Annotated in this window: 23 protein-coding genes; 10 read left to right on the top strand and 13 right to left on the bottom strand. The window is 42.4% G+C overall.

Going from position 1 to position 21,244, the window contains the following annotated elements:
* The first annotated feature begins 5 nt into the window (after positions 1-5).
* Positions 6-680, top strand: coding sequence for a DUF1361 domain-containing protein (locus AC58QM_RS20595; RefSeq protein WP_497286726.1), 675 nt, complete (start codon positions 6-8; stop codon positions 678-680).
* A gap of 59 nt (positions 681-739) precedes the next feature.
* Here AC58QM_RS20595 and AC58QM_RS20590 read toward each other — a convergent pair whose 3' ends face one another.
* Genes AC58QM_RS20590 through AC58QM_RS20570 form a run of 5 tightly spaced genes read right to left on the bottom strand, consistent with a single transcriptional unit; the run spans position 740 to position 5,281 of the window.
* A complete protein-coding gene (locus AC58QM_RS20590; RefSeq protein ID WP_497286725.1) occupies positions 740-1,798 on the bottom strand; it encodes a polysaccharide pyruvyl transferase family protein in 1,059 nt (352 codons plus the stop codon).
* On the bottom strand, positions 1,795-2,934 hold the full coding sequence (locus tag AC58QM_RS20585) for a glycosyltransferase family 4 protein (protein ID WP_497286724.1): 1,140 nt from the start codon (positions 2,932-2,934) through the stop codon (positions 1,795-1,797). The genes AC58QM_RS20590 and AC58QM_RS20585 overlap by 4 nt, the downstream gene beginning before the upstream one ends.
* Positions 2,931-3,635, bottom strand: coding sequence for a glycosyltransferase family 2 protein (locus AC58QM_RS20580; protein WP_497287098.1), 705 nt, complete (start codon positions 3,633-3,635; stop codon positions 2,931-2,933). The genes AC58QM_RS20585 and AC58QM_RS20580 overlap by 4 nt, the downstream gene beginning before the upstream one ends.
* Entirely contained in the window at positions 3,619-5,058 is a 1,440-nt protein-coding gene (locus tag AC58QM_RS20575) for a glycosyltransferase family 2 protein (protein ID WP_497286723.1), read from the bottom strand. Before AC58QM_RS20575 ends, AC58QM_RS20580 begins: the two co-directional genes overlap by 17 nt.
* Before the next feature lie 22 nt (positions 5,059-5,080).
* Positions 5,081-5,281: a hypothetical protein gene (locus AC58QM_RS20570; RefSeq protein WP_497286722.1), complete on the bottom strand. Its 201-nt coding sequence runs from the start codon at positions 5,279-5,281 to the stop codon at positions 5,081-5,083.
* 424 nt (positions 5,282-5,705) lie between these two features.
* Here AC58QM_RS20570 and AC58QM_RS20565 point away from each other — a divergent pair, with 424 nt between their 5' ends.
* The 5 genes from AC58QM_RS20565 (at position 5,706) to AC58QM_RS20545 (ending at position 10,053) form a co-directional block, all read left to right on the top strand.
* A complete protein-coding gene (locus AC58QM_RS20565) occupies positions 5,706-6,359 on the top strand; it encodes a FusB/FusC family EF-G-binding protein (RefSeq protein WP_497286721.1) in 654 nt (217 codons plus the stop codon).
* Positions 6,360-6,551: 192 nt separating this feature from the next.
* Positions 6,552-7,217: a cupin domain-containing protein gene (locus AC58QM_RS20560; RefSeq protein WP_497286720.1), complete on the top strand. Its 666-nt coding sequence runs from the start codon at positions 6,552-6,554 to the stop codon at positions 7,215-7,217.
* Positions 7,218-7,395: 178 nt separating this feature from the next.
* Entirely contained in the window at positions 7,396-7,971 is a 576-nt protein-coding gene (locus tag AC58QM_RS20555; protein ID WP_497286719.1) for a TetR/AcrR family transcriptional regulator, read from the top strand.
* Positions 7,972-8,011: 40 nt separating this feature from the next.
* Positions 8,012-9,280, top strand: a complete 1,269-nt coding sequence (locus tag AC58QM_RS20550; protein WP_497286718.1) for an MFS transporter — start codon at positions 8,012-8,014, stop codon at positions 9,278-9,280.
* 158 nt (positions 9,281-9,438) lie between these two features.
* Entirely contained in the window at positions 9,439-10,053 is a 615-nt protein-coding gene (locus AC58QM_RS20545) for a cysteine hydrolase family protein (protein ID WP_497286717.1), read from the top strand.
* Positions 10,054-10,081: 28 nt separating this feature from the next.
* On the opposite strand, the gene AC58QM_RS20540 is transcribed toward AC58QM_RS20545, so the two are convergent.
* The 3 genes from AC58QM_RS20540 to AC58QM_RS20530 are packed head-to-tail and all read right to left on the bottom strand — an operon-like array spanning position 10,082 to position 13,836.
* Entirely contained in the window at positions 10,082-11,179 is a 1,098-nt protein-coding gene (locus AC58QM_RS20540) for a GerAB/ArcD/ProY family transporter (RefSeq protein ID WP_497286716.1), read from the bottom strand.
* Between the two features lie 13 nt (positions 11,180-11,192).
* Entirely contained in the window at positions 11,193-12,344 is a 1,152-nt protein-coding gene (locus AC58QM_RS20535; protein WP_497286715.1) for a Ger(x)C family spore germination protein, read from the bottom strand.
* Position 12,345: 1 nt separating this feature from the next.
* A complete protein-coding gene (locus tag AC58QM_RS20530; RefSeq protein WP_497286714.1) occupies positions 12,346-13,836 on the bottom strand; it encodes a spore germination protein in 1,491 nt (496 codons plus the stop codon).
* Between the two features lie 247 nt (positions 13,837-14,083).
* Here AC58QM_RS20530 and AC58QM_RS20525 point away from each other — a divergent pair, with 247 nt between their 5' ends.
* Both AC58QM_RS20525 and AC58QM_RS20520 read left to right on the top strand, forming a co-directional pair.
* Positions 14,084-14,770, top strand: a complete 687-nt coding sequence (locus AC58QM_RS20525; protein WP_497286713.1) for a YjgB family protein — start codon at positions 14,084-14,086, stop codon at positions 14,768-14,770.
* A 380-nt stretch (positions 14,771-15,150) separates the two neighbouring features.
* A complete protein-coding gene (locus tag AC58QM_RS20520; protein WP_497286712.1) occupies positions 15,151-15,672 on the top strand; it encodes a nuclear transport factor 2 family protein in 522 nt (173 codons plus the stop codon).
* 10 nt (positions 15,673-15,682) lie between these two features.
* Here AC58QM_RS20520 and AC58QM_RS20515 read toward each other — a convergent pair whose 3' ends face one another.
* Positions 15,683-16,027: a winged helix-turn-helix transcriptional regulator gene (locus tag AC58QM_RS20515; RefSeq protein ID WP_497286711.1), complete on the bottom strand. Its 345-nt coding sequence runs from the start codon at positions 16,025-16,027 to the stop codon at positions 15,683-15,685.
* 108 nt (positions 16,028-16,135) lie between these two features.
* Here AC58QM_RS20515 and AC58QM_RS20510 point away from each other — a divergent pair, with 108 nt between their 5' ends.
* Positions 16,136-17,560: an MFS transporter gene (locus AC58QM_RS20510; protein ID WP_497286710.1), complete on the top strand. Its 1,425-nt coding sequence runs from the start codon at positions 16,136-16,138 to the stop codon at positions 17,558-17,560.
* 62 nt (positions 17,561-17,622) lie between these two features.
* Positions 17,623-18,621 (top strand): oxidoreductase, encoded by a 999-nt coding sequence (locus tag AC58QM_RS20505; protein WP_497286709.1) that lies wholly within the window; start codon positions 17,623-17,625, stop codon positions 18,619-18,621.
* 197 nt (positions 18,622-18,818) lie between these two features.
* On the opposite strand, the gene AC58QM_RS20500 is transcribed toward AC58QM_RS20505, so the two are convergent.
* From AC58QM_RS20500 to AC58QM_RS20485, 4 genes are all read right to left on the bottom strand, one after another.
* Positions 18,819-19,355 carry a nuclear transport factor 2 family protein gene (locus tag AC58QM_RS20500; RefSeq protein ID WP_497286708.1) on the bottom strand — a complete coding sequence of 179 codons (537 nt, stop codon included), beginning with the start codon at positions 19,353-19,355 and terminating at the stop codon, positions 18,819-18,821.
* Positions 19,356-19,476: 121 nt separating this feature from the next.
* On the bottom strand, positions 19,477-19,821 hold the full coding sequence (locus AC58QM_RS20495) for a winged helix-turn-helix transcriptional regulator (protein ID WP_497286707.1): 345 nt from the start codon (positions 19,819-19,821) through the stop codon (positions 19,477-19,479).
* 174 nt (positions 19,822-19,995) lie between these two features.
* Positions 19,996-20,607 carry a VC0807 family protein gene (locus tag AC58QM_RS20490; protein ID WP_497286706.1) on the bottom strand — a complete coding sequence of 204 codons (612 nt, stop codon included), beginning with the start codon at positions 20,605-20,607 and terminating at the stop codon, positions 19,996-19,998.
* A gap of 388 nt (positions 20,608-20,995) precedes the next feature.
* Positions 20,996-21,241 (bottom strand): MFS transporter, encoded by a 246-nt coding sequence (locus AC58QM_RS20485; RefSeq protein ID WP_497286705.1) that lies wholly within the window; start codon positions 21,239-21,241, stop codon positions 20,996-20,998.
* Positions 21,242-21,244 lie beyond the last annotated feature (3 nt).

Raw genomic sequence — 21,244 nt, 5'->3', positions numbered from 1 at the left:
TTTTAATGAAGGATCTAAACCATAAAAGCCTATTTGTCTTTCTAGTCAGCCTGTCTATATTGAATATTGTTGTTTATATCATTTGTAGGAATAAAACCTATTATGATTTCTTAATCTGGAATTTATTTTTGGCTTGGATTCCTTTTGTTTTATCTACGTTGATTTATTTAATTTACAAGCGAAGTAACGTAAAGACTATTTTTCTTGTTGCAATTGGTATCCTATGGTTGCTTTTCTTTCCGAACTCTCCATACGTAATAACGGATCTCATTCATTTAAATTTAAAGAACGAGATATATGTAAATAACACGAATATGCGTTATGCGTATTGGATTGATTTTTTAGTTATAAATCTATTTTCTTGGACTAGTTTGTTACTTGGAGCCATATCCATGTATCAACTTCAATACATCATAATGAATGTATACAACAAAATTATAGCGTGGTGTTTTGTTATTTTAACATCAGTTGCAGGTGGGTATGGCATTTTGTTGGGAAGAGAATACCGATTAAATAGTTGGGAAGCAATTACGGATTGGAGTAAAGTAACTGACATCATAAAAGAGAGTTTAACAAGTCATTCGATTTTCTTTTGTTTATTATTTGGCTTATTTATTGGTACCGTGTATGTAACGATTTATGTATTAATAAACAACGTGAGTAAATCAGAACGATACTAATTAGGAGAAGTAATAGCCGCGTAAACCGCGGCTTGAATGTTTGTACACATACGCTTGTTTTAGAAAAGCTTTTCCTTGAATGGCAGCTCCAGCAACGTCTGGAAAGAGTTCCTGTTTACCTCATATTGCTCCGTAATGTAGCCCTGATTTTCCTCGATCTTCGCAACTCTATCTAGAATGGCTTCCATTAACTGGTCATGATGAGTAGGCAGTATATAATCTGGAAGGTTAATGGAATAACCGAAATCCAGCGACTTAAAGCGGTAGCCTAGGCAAATGAAGGGGACTCCAGCAGCTGCGGAAAGATAATTGCTATGGAGTTTGAAATTGATCGTTAAGTCATAGGCTTGCATGATTTCGATCAAATCCTCGTAATGATGCAGTCGCAGATCAAGCTTCACATGCTCCGTATCACCAAGTTTACGGTAAAGACGCTCACATGCTTCGCGGTCAGGACCCCATACCGGAAAAATTGTAATTTCGTAACCTTGCCAGATCAAACGCCGCAGTGCCTCGACTAAATGCTTTTCTACTTTTTCCTCACTACCACCAAAAATCCGATTATACGCAGTTCCCCAGTTGACACCAATGACGCGTTTCGAACCTTCGCGTTTCAAACGGGCAGGGCTAGGTAGCAGAAATGCGGGATCGCCGCTGATCACGGTTTTTTCCATGGCAACACCGGAATGCTGGAGAAACTGCTGAGAGAGTGGACCTCGTACTCCGCAGAAGGCAGATTGGCTGACAACTTCAGCGAGTTTTGCACTAGTCGGTTTATGTTCACCGGTATAAGCCAGATGGAGGGAGGTTTGCCCTAATTCATTTAATGGTGTGTACTCTGGACGATCATGTCCACTTCCCCAGATGATAACATTTTTATTTTTTTGAATAGCCTGATAAACAACGTCGATATAGCCAGGAATTAATAGGGATCCACCGCCCATTACGATCGTATCGTAAGGGCCGTGATTACGAATATCCACACCTGGAATCGAGGGGATGACATCATACGTTTTGGAAGGTAGATATTTCCAACTTAATTCTCGAAACAATTGCCACATCAGCTCATCACCGATATTATTAAAGCCAATCCAACCTAAATATAAAATGCGTTTCATATTTGTCCCCTTTCTCGCGATAGCATTGAAACTGACCGATAGATTTGGAGCAGCTGTTCCGTATTACGCTCACTATGAAACAAGCGTTCGACCCACCGTCTGTTTTCTCGCCCTTGCGCCTTTAAGACATCCAATCTCTGATAACCTCTCACAATTTGATCGGCAAAAAGATAACGTGAATGTGAGGCAGTCGACCCGTGATCACCGAAATAGAGCGACCAAGCATCCTCGTAATTTTCAGGTTCCACCCATCCGAAAAAACCATTGTTGCCGATGGCGAGCACCGGTTTCTCCGTAGCTAATGCCTCGAGCGCCACTCGTCCAGTACCGATCACGATATCGGCAGCGTTATAATAATCATGCATTTGAGTTTGCTGCCCGGCTAAATGAATGAACGTCCTGCCGCTTTCCTTATGAATAAAATCGGCTAGTCGCTGAATCGCATCCCGCTTAGGACCGTCACCGACGACGACAAGCTCGAACTGCTGCCAGCCATACCGATGGAGATCCTTCATAGCACGCAGCAGTATGTCACAGGCCGCCGCTTTGCCCCAGGCTAAACGACTAGCGTAAACGATGAGAACGGATGATTCGGAAATGCCGAGTTCCGAGCGCACCCTGGTACTTTGGGACGGATAAAACTCCCCAAGGTCGATACCGTTTGGAATTAAATACGACGGATAGCCGATTTGATGTACGTACTGTTGTACAGGTTTGCTTACACTGATCACAGCTTTCGATTGGGAGAGGAGATAGCCAAGACTGTCTTTGGGGTAATACGTCCCATGGGTAGTGAAAATGAAAGGGATGCCTTCACTGTTAGCAACTTCTGCAGCCAAAAGACCAGAGGGAGTTTGATGCGCATGAACGCAGTCGAAATCGCCCATCTTCATGATACTTTGCAGCTTCTTGGTCCATTCCGAGCGATTGGTAGACCCACCTTCAGGAGAATCCAAAAGGTATACCGTACACCCACCTTGTTCAAACGAGGAACGAAGTTCACCATCGGATGACACCAGTCCAACTTGATGACCTCTTTGAATCAGAGACTTGGTCAAACTTAGTACATGCGTCTCCGTGCCAGCGGGAGCTAATTGATCGAGTACCATCAACACAGATAGTGGAGAAACGATCATGTAGGATCTCCCCCTTTTCCGAAATACGCTAGAGACCTCTGATTGCTGTGTAAACGATAGTAATACAGAACTTCGCGAATATTCTCGATTCGCGCTCCAATATTGAGAAACTTTACTATAAATTCGTAATCCTCAGCGCCATCGATCCGCCTTGTAAGTCCTCCGATCTGATCGAATATCGCTCCCCGGAACATGATCGTGCCATTGCAAACGCAGTGGCCGCCATTTTGGTAAACTTTACGGATTTCCTCACCGTACTTCAGCCAGTTAGCCGGAATATATTGTCGAGTATTTTCGCTTTTAAAGGAAGCGTAGTTGCATCCAACCAATGCAAGTTCCGGATGGGTTTGAAGGAAATTCACCTGCTTCTCGAAACGGGCTCTATGAGAGAAGTCATCGGAGTCTTGAACGGCGATATACTCCCCTCGGGCTAAGAATAGACCCATGGACAATGCACCGGCATAGCCCACATTTCTCGGTAGGCGAACAAGGACAAAACGATCGAGATTGACCTCATTTTCCTTCATCCACGACTGTACGACTTCGATCGATCGATCTGTGGAGGCGTCATCTACAAATATGACTTCTTTATTCGGATAGGTTTGATGTTGCAGACTGTCGAGACATTCATTCAGATATATTTCTCGGTTATAGTTGGTGATAACAACACTGACCATGCCGGGTTCACGCTTCATCATGATGGTACATTCCTCCTTTTCTGTCCAAAATAGCATGCATGGCTTCGATGTGGTCGCCAATAATTTGTATTGCTGCTTGAGAATATCGTTCTCCCGCCAAATCATGCTTTCCATGTCGGTAACGGTTCAGTCTGTCTACCTCAACATGGTGTACCGGCAAGCCCTGCAACCCTCCAAGAAGTCCCAGCGCATAAGCTTTGGGTGGACACTGCAGTTCTGTCCAATGAATGACTTCCAGCGCTCGCCGGTTCATGGCAAACGGTACGTTAACGAGCGATGCATTCTCGAGATCTTCTCTACCAAGCGCGACGTTCATCGCATATTTCAGAGCTGTTACCGTCCCTGGAGGCATGCGCATCCCCAAATGTTGATTTAACTGATTGACCGCCAAATCACAGCAGGTTGCAGCAGATTCTACGAAAGGTGAAAGATCTTTCCACGGGATGATAAAATCCCCGTCCAAGAATAGCAAAATCTCACTTTGCGCAGCATAGGCTCCAATTGCTCGGCCTACATCTGTACCAAGCGGTTCCTGAAAGCTAAGGGTAACAGCTCCATGCGCCCGGGCTATCATCTCGGTCTGATCGCTTGATCCATTGATGACCACGATAATTTCATTTGGAGCAAGCATCTGAGCTTCCAGTATGACTTGCCCAATCGTGGCTTCCTCGTTCTGTGCAGGGATGATAACGGATAACGACTTCGCAGCAAGGGACCTCCCTTTAAAAGAGAAGTCCGTGCCGGGGCACGGAGGAGGCAATAATAAACTGCCTTGGTTTAGCCTGTCGACAATATCCCTTCTTCGAGCTCCGTCATTCCAACCTCCCCTAAGAGGAGGCAATAGAGAGAGGAAAGCTTCAAGCCGCTCAGTTATCTCAAAAGAAGTCTTTACACAATGCTGCTCGAGAGGAGATCGTCGGGATGATAATCGGTCGTTTACACCTATACGCCATTCGGACTTGGTCAACTTGAGGTGCGATTTAATAGGATTTCTAAGGATTTGAAGTCCGCTGTGAGAGCTCCACTCAGAGAAGGGCAGGGCAAAGGGAAGATTCGCAAGTGAGGCACTGCCCAGCTCAGGTTTACCGGAGAACTCGTTGATTAACCTGTCCCATAGAGGCAAAGGTGAAACACTTAAGCTTGGGTCCAACCTGTCTTCCCCTTGAGTTAAAATAACATCAGAGTGCCCATTTTGAAGCGTTTCGATCATCCACTTCAGTTCCAATGGATCGCTAAGGTCATCTGTAATCAAAACGAATTTTTCAGTAGGCTCAAGATGGTTAGACTCTCCATACAAGGTCAAGAGATTCTTCTCTACATCCCCTAAATAAATAGGAACGCTTAAAGAAACTTTGCCACAGTTGGTTACGAATTGGGTAAGCGTATCGAGACTCCGGTACGAAACTGTAATTAGGCAAACGGTCATCTCAGATCTCTTTCGGTACTTATTAAATAACCCGAACATAATCAATCAGACGGGTGCGAATAAGTACTTCTTCTTCACCATCGTAACCGAGTACGCCTGCTGTCCGAACGATAACGTAAGAACAGTTCACTTCTGCCAGAATACCTTTCACGATGTCTCCGTTTGAAAGAACCAGCTCTACATTGTTTTCGATAAACATGCGTAGTTTCATAACAAATCTCACAAAATCTCCTCCAAATCTATTAGAATTTTGCAAACTTTATAGAGTCCACATAAAACATAATATATTCAAGAAACTAGCAGGGGGTAGCGGTAAGTAACTATATTGATGTGTGGAGTTTTTATGAAGAAGCATCATGATCTAGTGAAAATGTCATGCAGAATGGGGTGTTTTTATCCCATTAAACGTGCCTTGAAAAAATGAATAGATGGTATTATCATAATAATTATGAATTCGGGAGGTGGTAGACCATGGCAAATCATGTTGCCGGGACTAGCTTAACTCATGCAAAGCCTACTTATTGGGGCGAATCTTTGCGTGGGGGAACATTTGAGATTACATCGCCCATGTCCAGCGTGTATCGTTTCTAATTAATGGGCTTTGCACCTTATTTAAATTTCATTTCATGATAAGGGGCTGAGTCATCATGTACGAACAATTCATTAGAAACCATCAATATAATTTTATTAAAAAAGAAATTAGCTATCTGCAACGGACGTATCAAACCGTATCCGACCGCAAGGTCATAGAAGCCGTCCGAGATAGCACGGAATACAAGATTATAGAGCTATTTTCGGATTCAGATAAGGAGATCCCAAGAGAGCTGTTTCGTACTATACTCTCGCTTCAGACCGCAGAGGATTTCGAGCAATTCCTTCTGTTGTTGGAGACTTATAGAACCACTTTTCCGCAAGTTACGGAAAAACAGATCCAAAAGTTGTTTCACAAAAATAAAAAACTGCCAATTCCTGATTTGACTATCGATAACAGGTATTTGTCCTATCTGGGATGGACCAGCATTGCAACGGGAAAATTGTTCATGGTGTACCCTTTAGATGGGCAAATCGTCGGGATTGAAGGGAAGATGACCCCTACAAACAAAAAGGGCTATTGTTTTTTATGCAACAAGCAAGAAGAGATCGCGTTATTTACCGCGGTATCCAAGTCGAGGCCGGCACAGGCTTCACCTGATTATTACAAAGTGGTTGGGAATTACTTGTGCATGAATAGTGAGGAATGCAACAAGAACATGACAGATATCACAGCGCTCGAAAGATTCATACAAGAAGTTTTGAGATAACGAAGTGCGCTGCAGCTCAACGATTACAATTAGCATTAGCAGCTGCTGCTTGAAATGCTACTATACCAACCGGTGTGAACTTAGGTTCAGACCGGTTTTTTTGTTTTTAGCAGGAAGGCGTGCATAGTCATGGCTGTATATACAATGGAATACGCTTAGTAATGATGATTCTACAATCAGGAGGCTGAGCGGATGGCCGTATCTTACATGGATTTCACTTCTCCGAACGTGCAATACTTCTACGATATGAAGAACAATCGTACTTTCACGAAGGATAGGCATAATTTCATTAACGCCTTGAGTATTCAGCAACTTAATACGCTTGGCAACGTATCTCTGCTAGACATCTACTTGTCCAAAGGAAATGTCGTAGAACCGCATATTCATCAGAATGCATCTGAGCTGGTATATTGCATCCGTGGCGCAGCTATTGTGTCGATCCTGAATCCGTTCACTAAAACCGTGCTTAACTATACGATTACACCTGGCCAAGTGGCTAATATTCCGCAAGGTTGGTTCCACTGGGAGATGGCTACTGAAGATGATACACATCTGTTAGCGATATTTGATGCACCTGTTCCCGAATTCATCGCGGTTTCCGATTTTCTCAGGCTGGCGCCGAGAAACATGCTCGCACATACGTACTGCCTAGATCAAGCCGTGGTGACGCAAGCACTTGCACCAATCAAAAGCACGACGACGATCGGTCCACCTGTCGATTGCCCGAATCAACCTCTGGTGCGGCAAGACAGTTACGAACCACAAGTGCAGCAACACCCGTTAGTTTCCTATCCGGTGTACGGGGAGAGGAGACAGTCCTCTTCATATCCTGGAATCGGCAACGGCTACAATAGGTGAGCATAGCAATGTGCATTTGGGCGTAAAATACAGAACAAAAAGAACCGTATTTTAACTTCGGTTCTTTTTGTTGTTGCTGAGAAATCTATTTATTACATATCAAGAACGATCGTTCAAATTAATTATTGACCGACCGTTCTTGAAATGGTATTGTTACTTTGAAAGGAGGGAAACTGGGATGGCTAGGACAAAAGAATTTGATCAAGATGCTGTGTTACTTAAAGCCATGCATCTCTTTTGGGAACAAGGATACGAAAAGACAACGATGCAGCAACTTGTCTCCACAATGGGGATTCATAAAGGGAGCTTGTATGATACCTTCGGAGAAAAACAATCTCTTTATATCAGCGCATTAAAGCGTTATAGCGAAAATCTTGATACGTCGCTAAAACGTCGTATAGATGATACCCAATCTGCCAAAGAAGCCATACGGCTGTTGTTTGAAATCACCATTCGTCAGCGGGAAGAAATTCCACAAGGCTGCTTTATTGTAAATACTGCCGTTGAACTGTCTCACCATGATGCTGAAGCAAGGGATTGCGTACGTTTGGAATGGGAACGTACTGAAAGGATGATCCGCGATTTGATTGTGGAAGGGCAACAGTCCGGAGAATTTGCTGAAACGCTTGATGCCGATCAGGTTGCCTACTTTTTGAATAATGCCTTAATTGGACTTCGCGTAATGGTTAAAACCATTCCTGACAAGGGGAAATTGACTCCTATCATTGAAATGAATATGTCACTATTGAAATGAGAGGAATGAGATCTAAAAGTTAAAGATAGGAGTTAGAGAAATGAAAACTGCTAATACACATATTTCTAAGCTATATTATGGTTGGATTATCGTACTTATTGTATTTATGACTTTAATTGTGTCTGCGGCCATCAGTTCCTTCCCCAGTGTTCTCATTCAGTCATTAGAGCGAGAGTTTGGCTGGCAGCGAGAAGCCATTTCCGGCGTTATCTCGATTCGAATTCTGTTATACGGTTTAATGGGGCCCTTCTCCGCTGCCATGTTGGCCAAATTCGGTGTACGCCGTATGATGATTTCAGCGATTATTGTGATGTTGTTTAGTCTTGGGTTAACCCCATTTATTCATTCCGTGTGGCAGCTTGTGCTGCTGTGGGGAGTGTTAGGCGGACTAAGCACAGGAACGTTGGCGAATGTATTAGGGGTGACGGTTGCCAATCGTTGGTTCGTGAAGCATAAAGGCTTGGTTATTGGCCTGCTGACAGCGAGCGCGGCAACTGGGCAACTTCTCTTTCTGCCTTTACTAGCCAAAATAACAGAAGAACAAGGCTGGCGTAATGCTGTTTACGTTATCATGGGGGCTCTCATCCTGATGCTGCCTATTATTGCTATCTGGATGCGCAATCATCCATCGGACGTCGGCTCGCCTGCGCTTGGCGCACAAGAGGTAGTGAAACCTGCACCGTTTCAAGGCAATATTTTCTTAATGCCATTAAATACTTTGAAGCAGGTGTCCCGAAGTGGAACGTTTTGGCTCCTCGCAGGCACTTTCTTCTTCTGTGGCTTTTCCACCAACGGGCTTATCGGTACGCATCTCATCCCAGCATGTGGAGATTACAGTATTCCTGTCGTCACTGCAGCGAGCCTGCTAGCACTGATGGGGATGTTTGATCTCGTCGGTACCACATTGTCGGGCTGGTTGTCAGACCGCTTTGACAGTCGAAAGTTGCTTTTTTGGTATTATGGCTTACGTGGACTATCTTTACTCTTTTTGCCTTATGCGCTTGGAGGCGGTTATACGCAATTGACAGTTTTCGCCGTATTCTACGGGCTGGATTGGATCGCAACGGTACCACCGACGGCAAAATTAACTTCATCAACGTTTGGTGCTGAAAAAGCCGGTATGGTGTTCGGCTGGATCCTCGTTGCACACCAGCTAGGCGCATCCATTGCCGCTTATGGGGCAGGTTACCTGCGAGATGTTCTCGGCAGCTACACGGTGCCTTTTGTGGCAGCAGGCTTCGTATGCTTGTTAGCTGCTGTGTTCGCATTGCGTATTCGTAAAAACAGACAACAAGTGTTGGCTGCATGATACTAAAGAGACTTTCAGCCGCGCGGCAGCGAGGTTGAAAGTCTTTTTTGCTAACCTAATCTCGCTTTGCTTAAATGATTAAACCATTCGGGACAAGGGGAAATTAATCATATCTTGAAATGTTCATGTCGCTATTGATGAGATAGGAGCCCATAACCATGACAACTATATATGATAAATCAATGACTGGTCTTCTTTTGGTGGATCCTTATAATGATTTTCTGGCAGAGGAAGGCAAACTATATCCTCGAACGAAAGAAGTCTCAGATTCTGTTAACACAATTAAACATCTAAAAGAGACAGTTGATGGCGCTCGTAAAGCTGGCATTCGTATTTTTTATGTTCCCCATCACAGATCCGAACCTAATGATTTTGATTCCTGGTTGCACCCGACACCTTATCAACTTAAAGCCAAACAAGGACAAGTTTTTGCGAAAGATTCATGGGGAGGGGAATTCCATTCGGATTTCCAGCCACAACAAGGCGATGTGATAATAAAAGAGCATTGGGGAAGCAGTGGATTCGCAAACACTGATCTAGATCATCAGCTTAAGATGCATGGGATGCAGAAAATTATTGTTGTTGGCATGCTAGCCAATACGTGCATCGAATCGACCGCCAGATTTGGCATGGAGCTTGGCTACCATGTTACGCTTGTCAAAGATGCAACCTCAGCATTTAGCAAAGAAGCCATGCATGCAGCCCATGAAATTAACGGTCCAAGCTTTGCTCATGCCATACTCACAACTGAAGAGCTTCTTGCTTTGTTGTAAGCACATATTTCACAAGAACGGAAGCTCTTTAAGAGCTCCGTTCTGTTCTTTTCATCCGACTTCGAGCACTCCCGATCATCCACAGTAATAATGGCAATCCGAATAGAAAAATGGGTAAGGCGATACTTCTCCAGAAATACGGGTAAATGATTTGAGATTCGACCACATTTCTCGGAAACAAGGCAACAGCTACAATTAAGATCCCGACGATCCAAATCATGTATCGCCATTTTTTAATATGAAATAACTTAGACGCTCCGTAACTTGTCATAAACATATACAGGCATAACTTAATAAAAAAACTAAAAATCGTTCCAACGACCAACAAGATGTCAAGGTTTTGAATGAATTCCATAATGGAAATGTATTGCGTTATATAATAAATAGGGTACAACAGCTTGGCTGGAACTGTATTGTCCATAATCAACAAGACATCGATGACACCCGTAATAAGAATGGCCACGGCAATTCCTACACCCCATAACCCCGAGGATAGGGCCTTTTTTTTATCGGTAAGGAAAGAGACAAGCATCACAATCATAAACGATTCGCTCAAGAAAGAAGCAGCTAATGTGCTACCTTTTAACACTGGAATAATGCCCTCGATAGGCAAGAGTGGTAGCATTCGTTCAGGGCGATAATTAATGATAGTTAGAATCTTGAACACGCTAATGTTGAAAATAATGAGAGGCCCAATGACTTCACTGCAGCGCCCAACAATATGAATGCCTCCATGCACAGCGTATATCATTACGAACATCATGAATAGGACTACAACCCAAAAAGGAGTAGCCATAAATAAGACTGAATGAACAAAATCTGCATATTGGCGTAGGATAATACCCGCTGTGGCAATCCAGAGAATAAGGTATGCGAAGATGATCGTCTTGCCCAACCATTTGCCAATAATTTTCGGAACGTATTCTACGAACGTTTCTTCAGGATAGAGTAGGCTTAATTTTATCGCGATATAGGTGACAAACATCGCTATCACACCAGCTATGAGAATCGCCAGTGGTGCGCCTTGTTTAGCTTCTTTAAATGTAAGACTGGGTGTTAGCAGCAGTGTTGTGATCTCCATCGATAATAATAGCCAAAAAAACTGATATTTCGTCAACTTCATCATATAAGCTCCTTATTTACTGCATATAGGGGCGTGACCCTTGGAGCCCTATTCGCTTGATCTTCACGTGTGAATGAACGGTAATTTTCGCGTCAGTAAACGCTTGCTCCCAACGAGAATTCATTTCCTTCCATTCTTTCGGGTGTTGTCGACTGACCGCTCTTCCGAAATGGAATACATCGATTTTGAACTGCTTTTGCGCTTTTTGAATCATGGCAAATATAGACTTTTCAATTTGGTTGTTCAATTCCACTTCGTATTTCCACAAATTCTCCGCATTTCGAAGTTCCAAAGACGTATTGCTCTCCTGCACGGTAGCGTCACCATGTACTTCTACCTCCAAATTTACTCTGTCAACGTCTATCTCGCTACGTACTTTGCAACCCGTTTGCTGGATTTCAACACTGAACGTTGTATCGTTCGATAGGGGGACTGTGACTGGCATGCGTTTCGTTTCTCTGATTACCCATAACCGATAAGCAGATTCTATGGCATCGAAATAGCCAACCAATTGCTGCTTACGATTAAGAATTGCACGTCCGTAAATACGAAATGTTTTTTTTTTGAGTTTTGGATCAAACTGAATTTCGATAGCTGGAAGCGTAGGACCGCTGCCTTCAACATTGGACTCGATTAAAAATTCAAGAAGCGAATTGCCGATTTCTTTGCCAATGGTTTCTCTAATTTTGGAGGTAGCGATGACGGGCATTTTTTCTAGTGGGTAGGACATTTGCATAAATTCAAGTGCGCTCTGTCCTTTTACAACCCAAATATCTGTCTTGAGTCGACTATCGGGATCCCTAGTGATCGAATCCATTAGTTCAGAGATACCTACGGTTGCCATTGCTTCTCCGAAATAGATGTTATGTCGATGACTACGCGTTATTTTGCGCGATAACTTGATTTGCAAATCAAAGATACTTTCAGGCAAAGTCTTTCCGATCCCTGTTTCGATAAAGTACGATTTATTAGCTCCGCTACCGGCTCCTTTGGATTCCAACGGGATCATGAATTGTCCAATTAGCAATATTTTTCCCGCATCGAGGGTATCGATACCTGAACCCAAATCAAATAAACGGTCGTTCAATTCGCGTCGATCCCAACATCCAGTTAACGGAAGCAACAGAAGTATGGCTGCGAATAGCAAGCCAGTTTTTTGGATTCGCATATTACCTCCGTCTAGGCTTTCCAATAATTAAGGCCTTATGGGAAATCATTTTCCACCAGGGAGCACGTATGAGAACGTCTTTGATTTGTTTCGGTTGGAATGGAGCAATCGGCGTTAAGTAGGGAACACCGAAAGACTCTAATCTGACTAGGTGGATTAAGATAATGATGGACATCATGGTTATGCCAAATAAGCCGAGCACTCCCGAAATAATAAGGAGTGGAAACCGAAGAATCCTGAAAGCGATGCTCATGTTGTAACGGGGAATTGCAAACGATGCGATCCCAGTTAAAGAGACAATGATGACCATCGGAGCGGATACAATTCCTGCTTGAACTGCAGCTTCCCCAATAACCAAAGCACCGACAATACTGACAGCGGACCCGACAGCTCTCGGAAGTCGTACGCCAGCCTCACGTAAGCCTTCAAAAAGAAACTCCATCAATAACGCTTCAATGACAGCGGGGAACGGGACCCCTTCACGAGCCGAAGTGATACTTAGCAAAAAGTTCGTCGGCAATAGCGATGGATGAAACGTTGTAATCGCCACATACATCGATGGGAGATATAAAGAAATAGAAAACAGAATAAATCGCGTCCATCTAAGCAAAGTGGAATAAATAAATCGTTCGAAATAATCCTCGGCAGATTGAAAAGTCATCCAGAATGTCATCGGGAGAATCAATGCTTGAGGGGAGCCGTCGGTCAAAATAGCAATTTTCCCTTCCACTAGATTGGCGACAACAATATCCGGACGTTCAGTATTCATGATTTGAGGGAAGGGGGTGAATGATTCATCCTCGATGAATTCTTCTATATAACCAGAATCCAGCACAATGTCCATTTGCACACGGGATATTCGTTCTTTAACGAGTGCTATTAATTCCTGAGAAGCTTGTCCCTCCACGTAGGCAATGGCGATTCTAGTTTGCGAAATCGTGCCGAGGACGACGGATTCAAGCTTTAGTTTTGGCGATTGTATTCTTCGGCGAATTAAACTCGTATTCGTTTGAAGCATTTCGGTAAAGCTTTCTCTTGGTCCACGTATGGTTACCTCGGAGGCAGGTTCTTCGATTCCGCGGTGCTCCAAGTCACAAGTTTCCAGAAGAATCGCTTTCTCTTCACCATCAACGAAGACGGCTAGGTAGGCCTTCAGGACGGATTCAACGATTACATTTATTCGGTTTTCGTTTTGTATGGGCCGTACGGCTGCAAAATGGTCTTTCAATAGCGGAAAGTCGACCTTCTGCCCATTGCCTGCGCCGGTTTTTTCCATAAGCCATGACTGAAATAACGTTGATTTAAATATAGTCTTGTCGATCATTCCGTCAACGTAGACCATTAGAATTGAACATTCGTCAGATAAATCGACCTTTTGGAATATGATGTCGAAACAATCTACGAATATACCACGAAGCAACGCTTCATTCTCCGCTATGTCGGCGCTAATCGTTTCTTGTGGGTACGAAACGGAATTCAGCGAAGAAATCATGTGTACACAACTCCAATAAATTTTCCATATTATCTCTTTAATGAAGATTTCTTATGCAAACTGTAAAGAAAACGACATATCACTTATTTGGAACGATCGGTCAAAATAATCTTGACCGATCGTTCTTGATATGATAATCTTTGTTTGAAGGAGGGAGTCATTCGATAGCGACAGCAATAGAGAAGAAATAATCACTCGAATACTCTTAATTTGCCACTAATGAAATATAGATAGGAGAGAACTTACTATGAATAATAGAAATAAAGCAATCGTCATTTCCATGTTATTTGCCAATATGCTTATCTTTACAGCCTGTGCATCTACTGAAAAACCAACAGCGAACTCAGCTGCTCCTATAGTTAGTACCACGCCTAGTGTCGTAGCTGAACCTACACCAACAGTTGCACCAACCGAAACACCAGCAGCTTCATCTGCACCACTTTCAACTCCAAATGGCAACATCACTGTAAAGCCAGTATCCGCACCGTCTGAAGCAACGACGGTTACTAAACAAATTAAAGAGATGTTTGAATTAGCGAAAGTTGGTAAAGTGGCTGGCATTACGTTTGCAGGAGAAACAGGATTCTTCGAAGATGTGGAGAAAGCATGGGGAAGTGCGGATCACAAAGATGTGGTAGGTAGTTTCATATATGCGACCTATGGCAAGAAAAATGCCGTCATTGGCTTTAATAAGGGAGATCAAATCATTGATATTCGTTCCAACGATCCAAAGCTGCAAACTATAACATTAAACCAAATTCAACAAGCGCTAGGAAAACCAGTAGATACCAAGGTGAACGGCAATGATACGATTTATATTTATAAAGCATCCGATGTGTTCCAACTTAAATTTATTATTCCCAAATCAAGCGGAAAAGTAGATCACATTTCTGTTTTTGATACCAAGCATACCGTCAATAACATGGCTCGTTAAATAAGTAGAGTAGGGATCGTTTGGCTGATATCAGTCAGACGATCCTTTTTTGTATGAAGCGATCAACACCCGCAGAAGTGCGGGTTTTTTATTTTATCAGAGTCCTCTTAATTACTTTACTTTTTTAAAGCATATATAAAAAAATAGCCTCCTTATGTTAAATACGAATACCTGTTATAGTTGTGTCCGAGGCAATTGACACGATCAATTACCATCCTAAATGAGAAGAGGTTGTTCAAAATGTGGGTACAAAATATCCAACTATCTTTCTTTTAGTCATTCATCACTACCCAACTTTTGAACAGTATCTTTGAGAAAAGAATCAAAAGAATCTAATGACTATTTCGTTTACTACTAAAATTCGAAGGAGAGACACCTATATGAATAATATTCAAAATACAGAACAAGAAAGCGTAACTGAGAGAGAAAACATACTCAATACAATTAAAAAACTGGAACAAAGGTACCAACGTTTGGAAGACATTGAAGAGATAAAAAAACTGAAAGCACGTTATTTCCGATTTGTGGATGAAAAGAATTGGTCGGAATTATCTACGATATTTACGGCTGGCGTAAAGCTTGAACCTGATGGACATGTGTTTAAAGACGGAGAAGAGTTTAGCAGAGTAATAGCTGAGCTTGTGGGAGAAGCACCAACTGTTCACCACGGACATATGCCGGAGATAGATTGGATTGATGAAAATCACGCCTTTGGTATCTGGGCGATGGAAGATTTATTAACTTTTCCTGACGTAGAGGGTGCACCTGAGGGGCATAACGGGTATGGACAATACAGGGAAAGCTATGAGCGTGTCGATGGATTATGGAAAATCAGTAGTTTAGTCCTTACTAGATTCCGTATGGATCCTCTCGCTAACTGGAAACCATTAAATAAGAACTGATTTTGAAAGTTTATTGAGTAAGACTCTCGTCAGGAGAATCCCATACGGTTTTCCAACGGTTCATTTCCGTAAATACTTCCGAAAAAGCTTTTCCTTTTTCAGTAATAGAATACTCGACTGACACTGGAACGGTAGGGAATACTTCGCGATTTATCAATTGATGATCTTCTAAATTCCTTAAAGTATCTGTTAATCCTTTCGTATTAATGTTACCTAAACTTCTTCTTAATTGGTTAAAACGTTGTGGTTCCTTTAATAGTTCTGTTATTACTAGAAAAGTCCATTTTCCTGAAAGAATATCCAAAACGTCAGAAATCGATGTTTTACAATTACTCTCAAATTCAGATGATTCCAATAAAAACATCTCCAATCATTGGATGCAGTCACTAAAGCAATTGAGATGGCTAAGTCCAGTAAGTAGATATCAAGAATCCCATTTTAAATAGATAGGAGTGAAAAAAAAGTGAGTGATAGAATTTCGAAAGCGAATATGCTTTTACTCATTATTGTCTCTTTAACCCAGTTTATCGAAGTTATGAACAGTTCAACCGTCGTAGTCGCGCTCCCATCCATTCAAGCAGCGCTTCACATGCAGACAAACGACTTACAATGGATCGTAACTTCGTATGTTCTTACCTTCGCTTGTTTCCTGATGATCGGTGGAAGAGCCAGTGATTTACTCGGAAGAAAAAGAGTATTATTGATAGGTTTAACGACTTTCGCGCTAGCTTCTTTGGCAGGCTCTTTGGCAATGAATCCAGTCTGGCTGATTGCGACAAGAGCTGTTCAAGGTATTGGAGCGGCCTTTTCAATTCCAGCTGCTATGTCCCTTATTAGCAATAATTTTGCGGAAGGTTCGCAACGAAACAAAGCATTTGGTATATTTGGCGCTTTAGGGTCCGCAGGAGCGGCATCAGGATCGATTGTTGGAGGTTTGCTAACGGATTCCGCGAGCTGGAGATCATTATTCTTTCTTAATGTTCCACTAGCGATATTGCTCATCATCGGATTGTTATTCGTTAAAGTACGTCCATTGATCAAAGTAGAAAAACAAACGATCGATATTCTCGGATTGATTTCTGTATTAGCAGGTATTTTCGCTCTAGTCTACGCCATTTCAATGCCGGATGTCGATGGAAACTGGACCTCAGCGAAGATCGCCATGTTTATTATCGGAATATTGGTATTGGCTGTTTTTATCATTATTGAAAAACATGCTAAAAATCCATTGATGCCGCTTCGTCTGTTCAGGTTTCGGTCGCTCGTTACGTCCAATATTATCGGGTTTTTGATGTTTTCTTATACGACCGGCTTCAACTATTTCTCGACATTGTACTTCCATGAACTTGGCTATTCATCTCTAGCAAACGGTTTAGCATTCATGCCGTTAGGTCTGACATCCATCATCGTAACGCAAGTCACGCCTTTCTTTATGCGTAAATTCAGTGCCAAAAAAGTACTAATTGTTACGCAAACCATCAATGCACTCGGCATGTTCTGGTTAAGTCATATGGATATGGGTAAAAATTACTCATCCTTTATTCTTCCTGCTTTTATCATTCTTGGTTTGTCCATCGGTGCGTCCTACACAGCAGTTATCGTCGGTTCTGTTCAGGATGTTAAACCCGAGGAACACGGAATTGCTGGCGGCATAGTCAATACGTTCCTGCAATTGGGTGGGAGCTTAGGCTTGTCCATTCTAGCAACCATTGCAACTACGGTTACCGCATCGGCACACAATCAATCTGCAAACACAGCGTTATTATCAGGCTTTCACACGGCATTAAACGTAAGCGGCTATTTTGCGATAGTTGCTTTGATCCTTGCTTTCATGAGTGGGAACAAGAGTAAAGTTGCTGGAGTCGTTGCACAAGAAATACATGTCTAAAGCAGGGCACAGGGAATTGTTCAATCAAGATTAAGAATTATCAACATTGGAGGAGGATACAAATGCAGAAAAATAACAATATCGAATCGACGATACAAATGCCTATTCATTCAGGATTTGGTCCTAGAACGACGGCGAAGGAAGCTATTCAAGGAGAAGATTTAAGTGGCAAAGTGGCCATTGTTACGGGTGGTTACTCTGGTCTAGGTTTGGAGACAACACGCATACTTGCGGAAGCAGGGGCTAAAGTAATTGTACCCGCACGTACCCCAGAAAAGGCACAGGCTGCAATTTCCAATATTCCTGGAGTTGAATTAGAATCGTTGGATCTATTAGATCCTGACTCCATTAATGCTTTTGCCCAGCGCTTTCTTCATTCCAATCGCCCATTGCATATCCTTGTTGACAGTGCTGGGATTATGGCATCTCCACTTTCACGCGATAAACACGGGTACGAATCCCAGTTTGCTACTAACCATTTGGGACATTTCCAATTAGCTGCTAAACTTTGGCCAGCTTTAATCAAAGCAGAAGGGGCTAGAGTTGTATCTGTCTCCTCTCGCGGCCATGTGATTAGCGCAATAGACTTCGACGATCCCCATTTTATTAAGCGTGAATACGATAAATGGATCGCTTATGGACAATCCAAGACTGCCAATGCACTATTTGCCGTTGAGTTAGATAGGAGAGGTAGAAATCATGGTGTTCGTGCTTTTTCCGTACATCCTGGTTCTATCGTAACCGATTTGTCACGTCATTTATCGAACGATGAAATGCGTGCAATGGGGGCGCTAGATGAGCGGGGGGAAAGACGTTTTAGTACGTATAACGATGAGCTGAAGACCGTTTCCGAAGGTGCATCTACAATTATATGGTGTGCTGTAAACAAGCAATTAGAAGGTCTAGGAGGCGTGTATTGCGAGAATGTCGATATTGCAAAGGCAGTTGCCGCGGACAGCCCTCTAGGAACGGGAGTTAAGCATTGGGCGATTAATCCTGAATACGCTGAGCAACTCTGGCGTCTTAGTGAAGAGTTGACTGGTGTCAAGTTTCCTGTGTAATTATCACTAGATTTACTTTAGTCTTAGTATTTAATTGAAAATGGGTAGAGCGTTAACCTCTAGGGTTAACGCTCTATTTGTATATTAGCAAGGAATAAAACTACATGCTCATACAAGAAACCCCTTTGAATGCTCAAACTGAGCTCCAAAGGGATTTCATAGTTTATATATATTATATTTTGGATAGAAGCATCGAATTAATTGCTGCTTACAGGCTGTCCGGTTATAGGGTCCGTATTCGGATTCCAATTGGTAAGAGGATCCATGCGGAATCGAGTTAATACCGTGCTGCTGATTTTCCAAGTGCCATTCTCTTTTCTATACATTTCACGATATTGACCATACCCGTTGTGCCCAGGATAGGCATCCTTTGCATCAGGGAAGGACAACAAGTCCTCCATGGCCCAAATACCCTCAGCATTTTCCTTGTCGATCATCTCAATCTCGGGCATATGTCCGTGGTGAACCGTAGGTGCTTTACCCACAAGATCTCCGATCATTTTCCCGTAGCCTTGCCCACCGATAGCAGAAAAATCTTGACCTTGTGAAATAAGAGAAGCATCTGCTGTAAAAAGATTACCAAATTTCTCCCATTTTTTCTCATCAAGATACCGGAAAAAACGAGCTTTCAGTTTTTTTATCTCTTCGATGTCATCCATTCGCTGGACTCTTTGTTCTAATTGATTGATTCTGATGACAAGCGTTTCTTGATCAGTATTTTGTTGGTTTTTCATATGTTGTTAATCTCCTTTTATTTTGTCTTAGGAGTCAACTATAGCAGTTATTCATTCTTTTCATAAGAAGGCACTTTTTTTAAATATGCTTTATAAATATAAAGTTAGTCAGTTTCATCTCTTAGAATCTCGATGTTTGATCAGAAGGATCCCAATCGGTTTTCCAACGAAAAATTTCGTTAGAGACATCTGAAAAGGCTTTTCCTTTTTCAGTAATTGAGTATACGACTGTTACAGGTACAGTTGGAAACACTTCACGTTTTATCAATTCGTGTTGTTCTAAATTACGTAAGGTATCTGTCAAACCTTTTGTATTTACATTATCTAAACTTCTGCGCAATTGATTAAAACGCTGAGGTCCTTTTAATAGCTCAGTTAACACTAAAAAAGTCCATTTACCAGAGAAAAGTTGCAAAACTTCAGAAATGGTTGCGACACACATATTCTCAACTTTTAAACACGCCATATTTATCATCTTCCATCCATTATTTTATTGTTAGACTAAAACCTAAAGTAGTGACGAAATTATAGCGTAATAAAAACAGTTTGAAAAGATCCACATGATTGACGTTACATTTCTAAAGCAGATAAATTTAAAAGCCCGAGGAAGACTTACCTCAGGCTTCGTTTCTGAAATGCCTTAACGCGCTCCTTTCTTACGACTATTCACATATCGGATTGTCCATAACACCCCTAATCCAATGATGACGATGGAGGCAATCGGAGCGATAACTAACATGCGATCTGTAGTCAAAAGAAAGACTAGGCAAATTTTCACGCTGACTTCGAACAGTAGCACCACAGCCCAGACGAGTGTTAATTTGCGATAGGTAGCCCGAACGGCAGGGTTGGTTTCATATTTATACGTCATCTGCGGATCGTTTAACGTTCGTTTGGCGAAAACATACATAAGCGGTTTTTGAAATAGCAGCGAAACTAGTAATGCTAAACCCATAATCCCTATGGCATAAGATTCTTTCAATAAAATGAACCTTTCGTCACCTGTGATGAGCGTGGCTAGCACACCAAGAATCAATGATGAAAAAATAAACAGAGAAAAAGCATCAAGTTTACGAGTTTTGATGAAACCATAGATCGTTTCCAGCAAGGGAATGGCAGCTGCAATAGATAGCGCGGCTACACTGCTCATATGAGACTCCAATAAGCGATAGATGAGATATGGAATAACGACGTTGACGATTAGCATTCTTTTAATAGCACTCTTCGGGGAAGTTCCTTGCGATATTTGCATATGAATTTCTCACTCTCTTTCGGGTGAATTTTAATTTCTTACTTAAAAACTTGTTACTTCTTTTTTTACTTTTAGCAAAAAAGCTGAAGGGATGAGCGCCAGCGCAGTAAAAATAATCGACCAACTAAACGTGTGATCAAATGCAATGGCTACAGCAGCTGGATCGTGAGATGTCACATTAACACCGATTCGCCGCGGACCTGCTGGAAATAGAGTGGTAGTAACAACATGGCACCGAAAGTGGTCAGACCGGATAAAAAGAGAAGGATACTGGTTACCGTAAATGAACCTGTTCTAAACAATTTCACATCGAGGAGCGCTTCGCTTCCCTTTTTTGACGCGTACAGAACGAAAGCTACCAATGCTACTAGACCAGTAATAACAGGACCTAGAAGATGGGTCCGAGTAGTGCTGGCAATGACGCCGCGGCCATGGCTTTGCTCGTACCTTGCCCAGTGGAAGCACGAGCTCCCATTGTCTGCATGACCGGCATTAGTAATCCACCGCCGATCCCTTGAATAATACGGAAAACAATCAGACTTTCTACGTTCCAAGCTAAGCTGCATAGTACGGATCCAAGCAGGAACACGATGAGCGAAAATATCCATGTCGCTTTGCCGCCAAACCGCTCCACTGC

Source organism: Paenibacillus sp. J22P165, from assembly GCF_059692015.1.
The sequence above is the reverse complement of the archived record's forward strand: the minus strand, read 5'-3'. Positions and strand labels throughout refer to the sequence as shown.

Excerpts from the sequence above, each read along its gene's own strand:
- AC58QM_RS20565 (WP_497286721.1), top strand. The coding sequence starts at position 5,706 with ATGTACGAACAATTCATTAGAAACCATCAATATAATTTTATTAAAAAA.
- AC58QM_RS20495 (WP_497286707.1), bottom strand. The coding sequence starts at position 19,821 with ATGGCGTGTTTAAAAGTTGAGAATATGTGTGTCGCAACCATTTCTGAA.
- AC58QM_RS20525 (WP_497286713.1), top strand. The coding sequence starts at position 14,084 with ATGAATAATAGAAATAAAGCAATCGTCATTTCCATGTTATTTGCCAAT.
- AC58QM_RS20555 (WP_497286719.1), top strand. The coding sequence starts at position 7,396 with ATGGCTAGGACAAAAGAATTTGATCAAGATGCTGTGTTACTTAAAGCC.
- AC58QM_RS20575 (WP_497286723.1), bottom strand. The coding sequence starts at position 5,058 with ATGACCGTTTGCCTAATTACAGTTTCGTACCGGAGTCTCGATACGCTT.
- AC58QM_RS20545 (WP_497286717.1), top strand. The coding sequence starts at position 9,439 with ATGACAACTATATATGATAAATCAATGACTGGTCTTCTTTTGGTGGAT.
- AC58QM_RS20550 (WP_497286718.1), top strand. The coding sequence starts at position 8,012 with ATGAAAACTGCTAATACACATATTTCTAAGCTATATTATGGTTGGATT.
- AC58QM_RS20535 (WP_497286715.1), bottom strand. The coding sequence starts at position 12,344 with ATGCGAATCCAAAAAACTGGCTTGCTATTCGCAGCCATACTTCTGTTG.
- AC58QM_RS20500 (WP_497286708.1), bottom strand. The coding sequence starts at position 19,355 with ATGAAAAACCAACAAAATACTGATCAAGAAACGCTTGTCATCAGAATC.
- AC58QM_RS20590 (WP_497286725.1), bottom strand. The coding sequence starts at position 1,798 with ATGAAACGCATTTTATATTTAGGTTGGATTGGCTTTAATAATATCGGT.
- AC58QM_RS20530 (WP_497286714.1), bottom strand. The coding sequence starts at position 13,836 with ATGATTTCTTCGCTGAATTCCGTTTCGTACCCACAAGAAACGATTAGC.
- AC58QM_RS20560 (WP_497286720.1), top strand. The coding sequence starts at position 6,552 with ATGGCCGTATCTTACATGGATTTCACTTCTCCGAACGTGCAATACTTC.
- AC58QM_RS20595 (WP_497286726.1), top strand. The coding sequence starts at position 6 with ATGAAGGATCTAAACCATAAAAGCCTATTTGTCTTTCTAGTCAGCCTG.
- AC58QM_RS20585 (WP_497286724.1), bottom strand. The coding sequence starts at position 2,934 with ATGATCGTTTCTCCACTATCTGTGTTGATGGTACTCGATCAATTAGCT.
- AC58QM_RS20505 (WP_497286709.1), top strand. The coding sequence starts at position 17,623 with ATGCAGAAAAATAACAATATCGAATCGACGATACAAATGCCTATTCAT.
- AC58QM_RS20520 (WP_497286712.1), top strand. The coding sequence starts at position 15,151 with ATGAATAATATTCAAAATACAGAACAAGAAAGCGTAACTGAGAGAGAA.
- AC58QM_RS20540 (WP_497286716.1), bottom strand. The coding sequence starts at position 11,179 with ATGATGAAGTTGACGAAATATCAGTTTTTTTGGCTATTATTATCGATG.
- AC58QM_RS20490 (WP_497286706.1), bottom strand. The coding sequence starts at position 20,607 with ATGCAAATATCGCAAGGAACTTCCCCGAAGAGTGCTATTAAAAGAATG.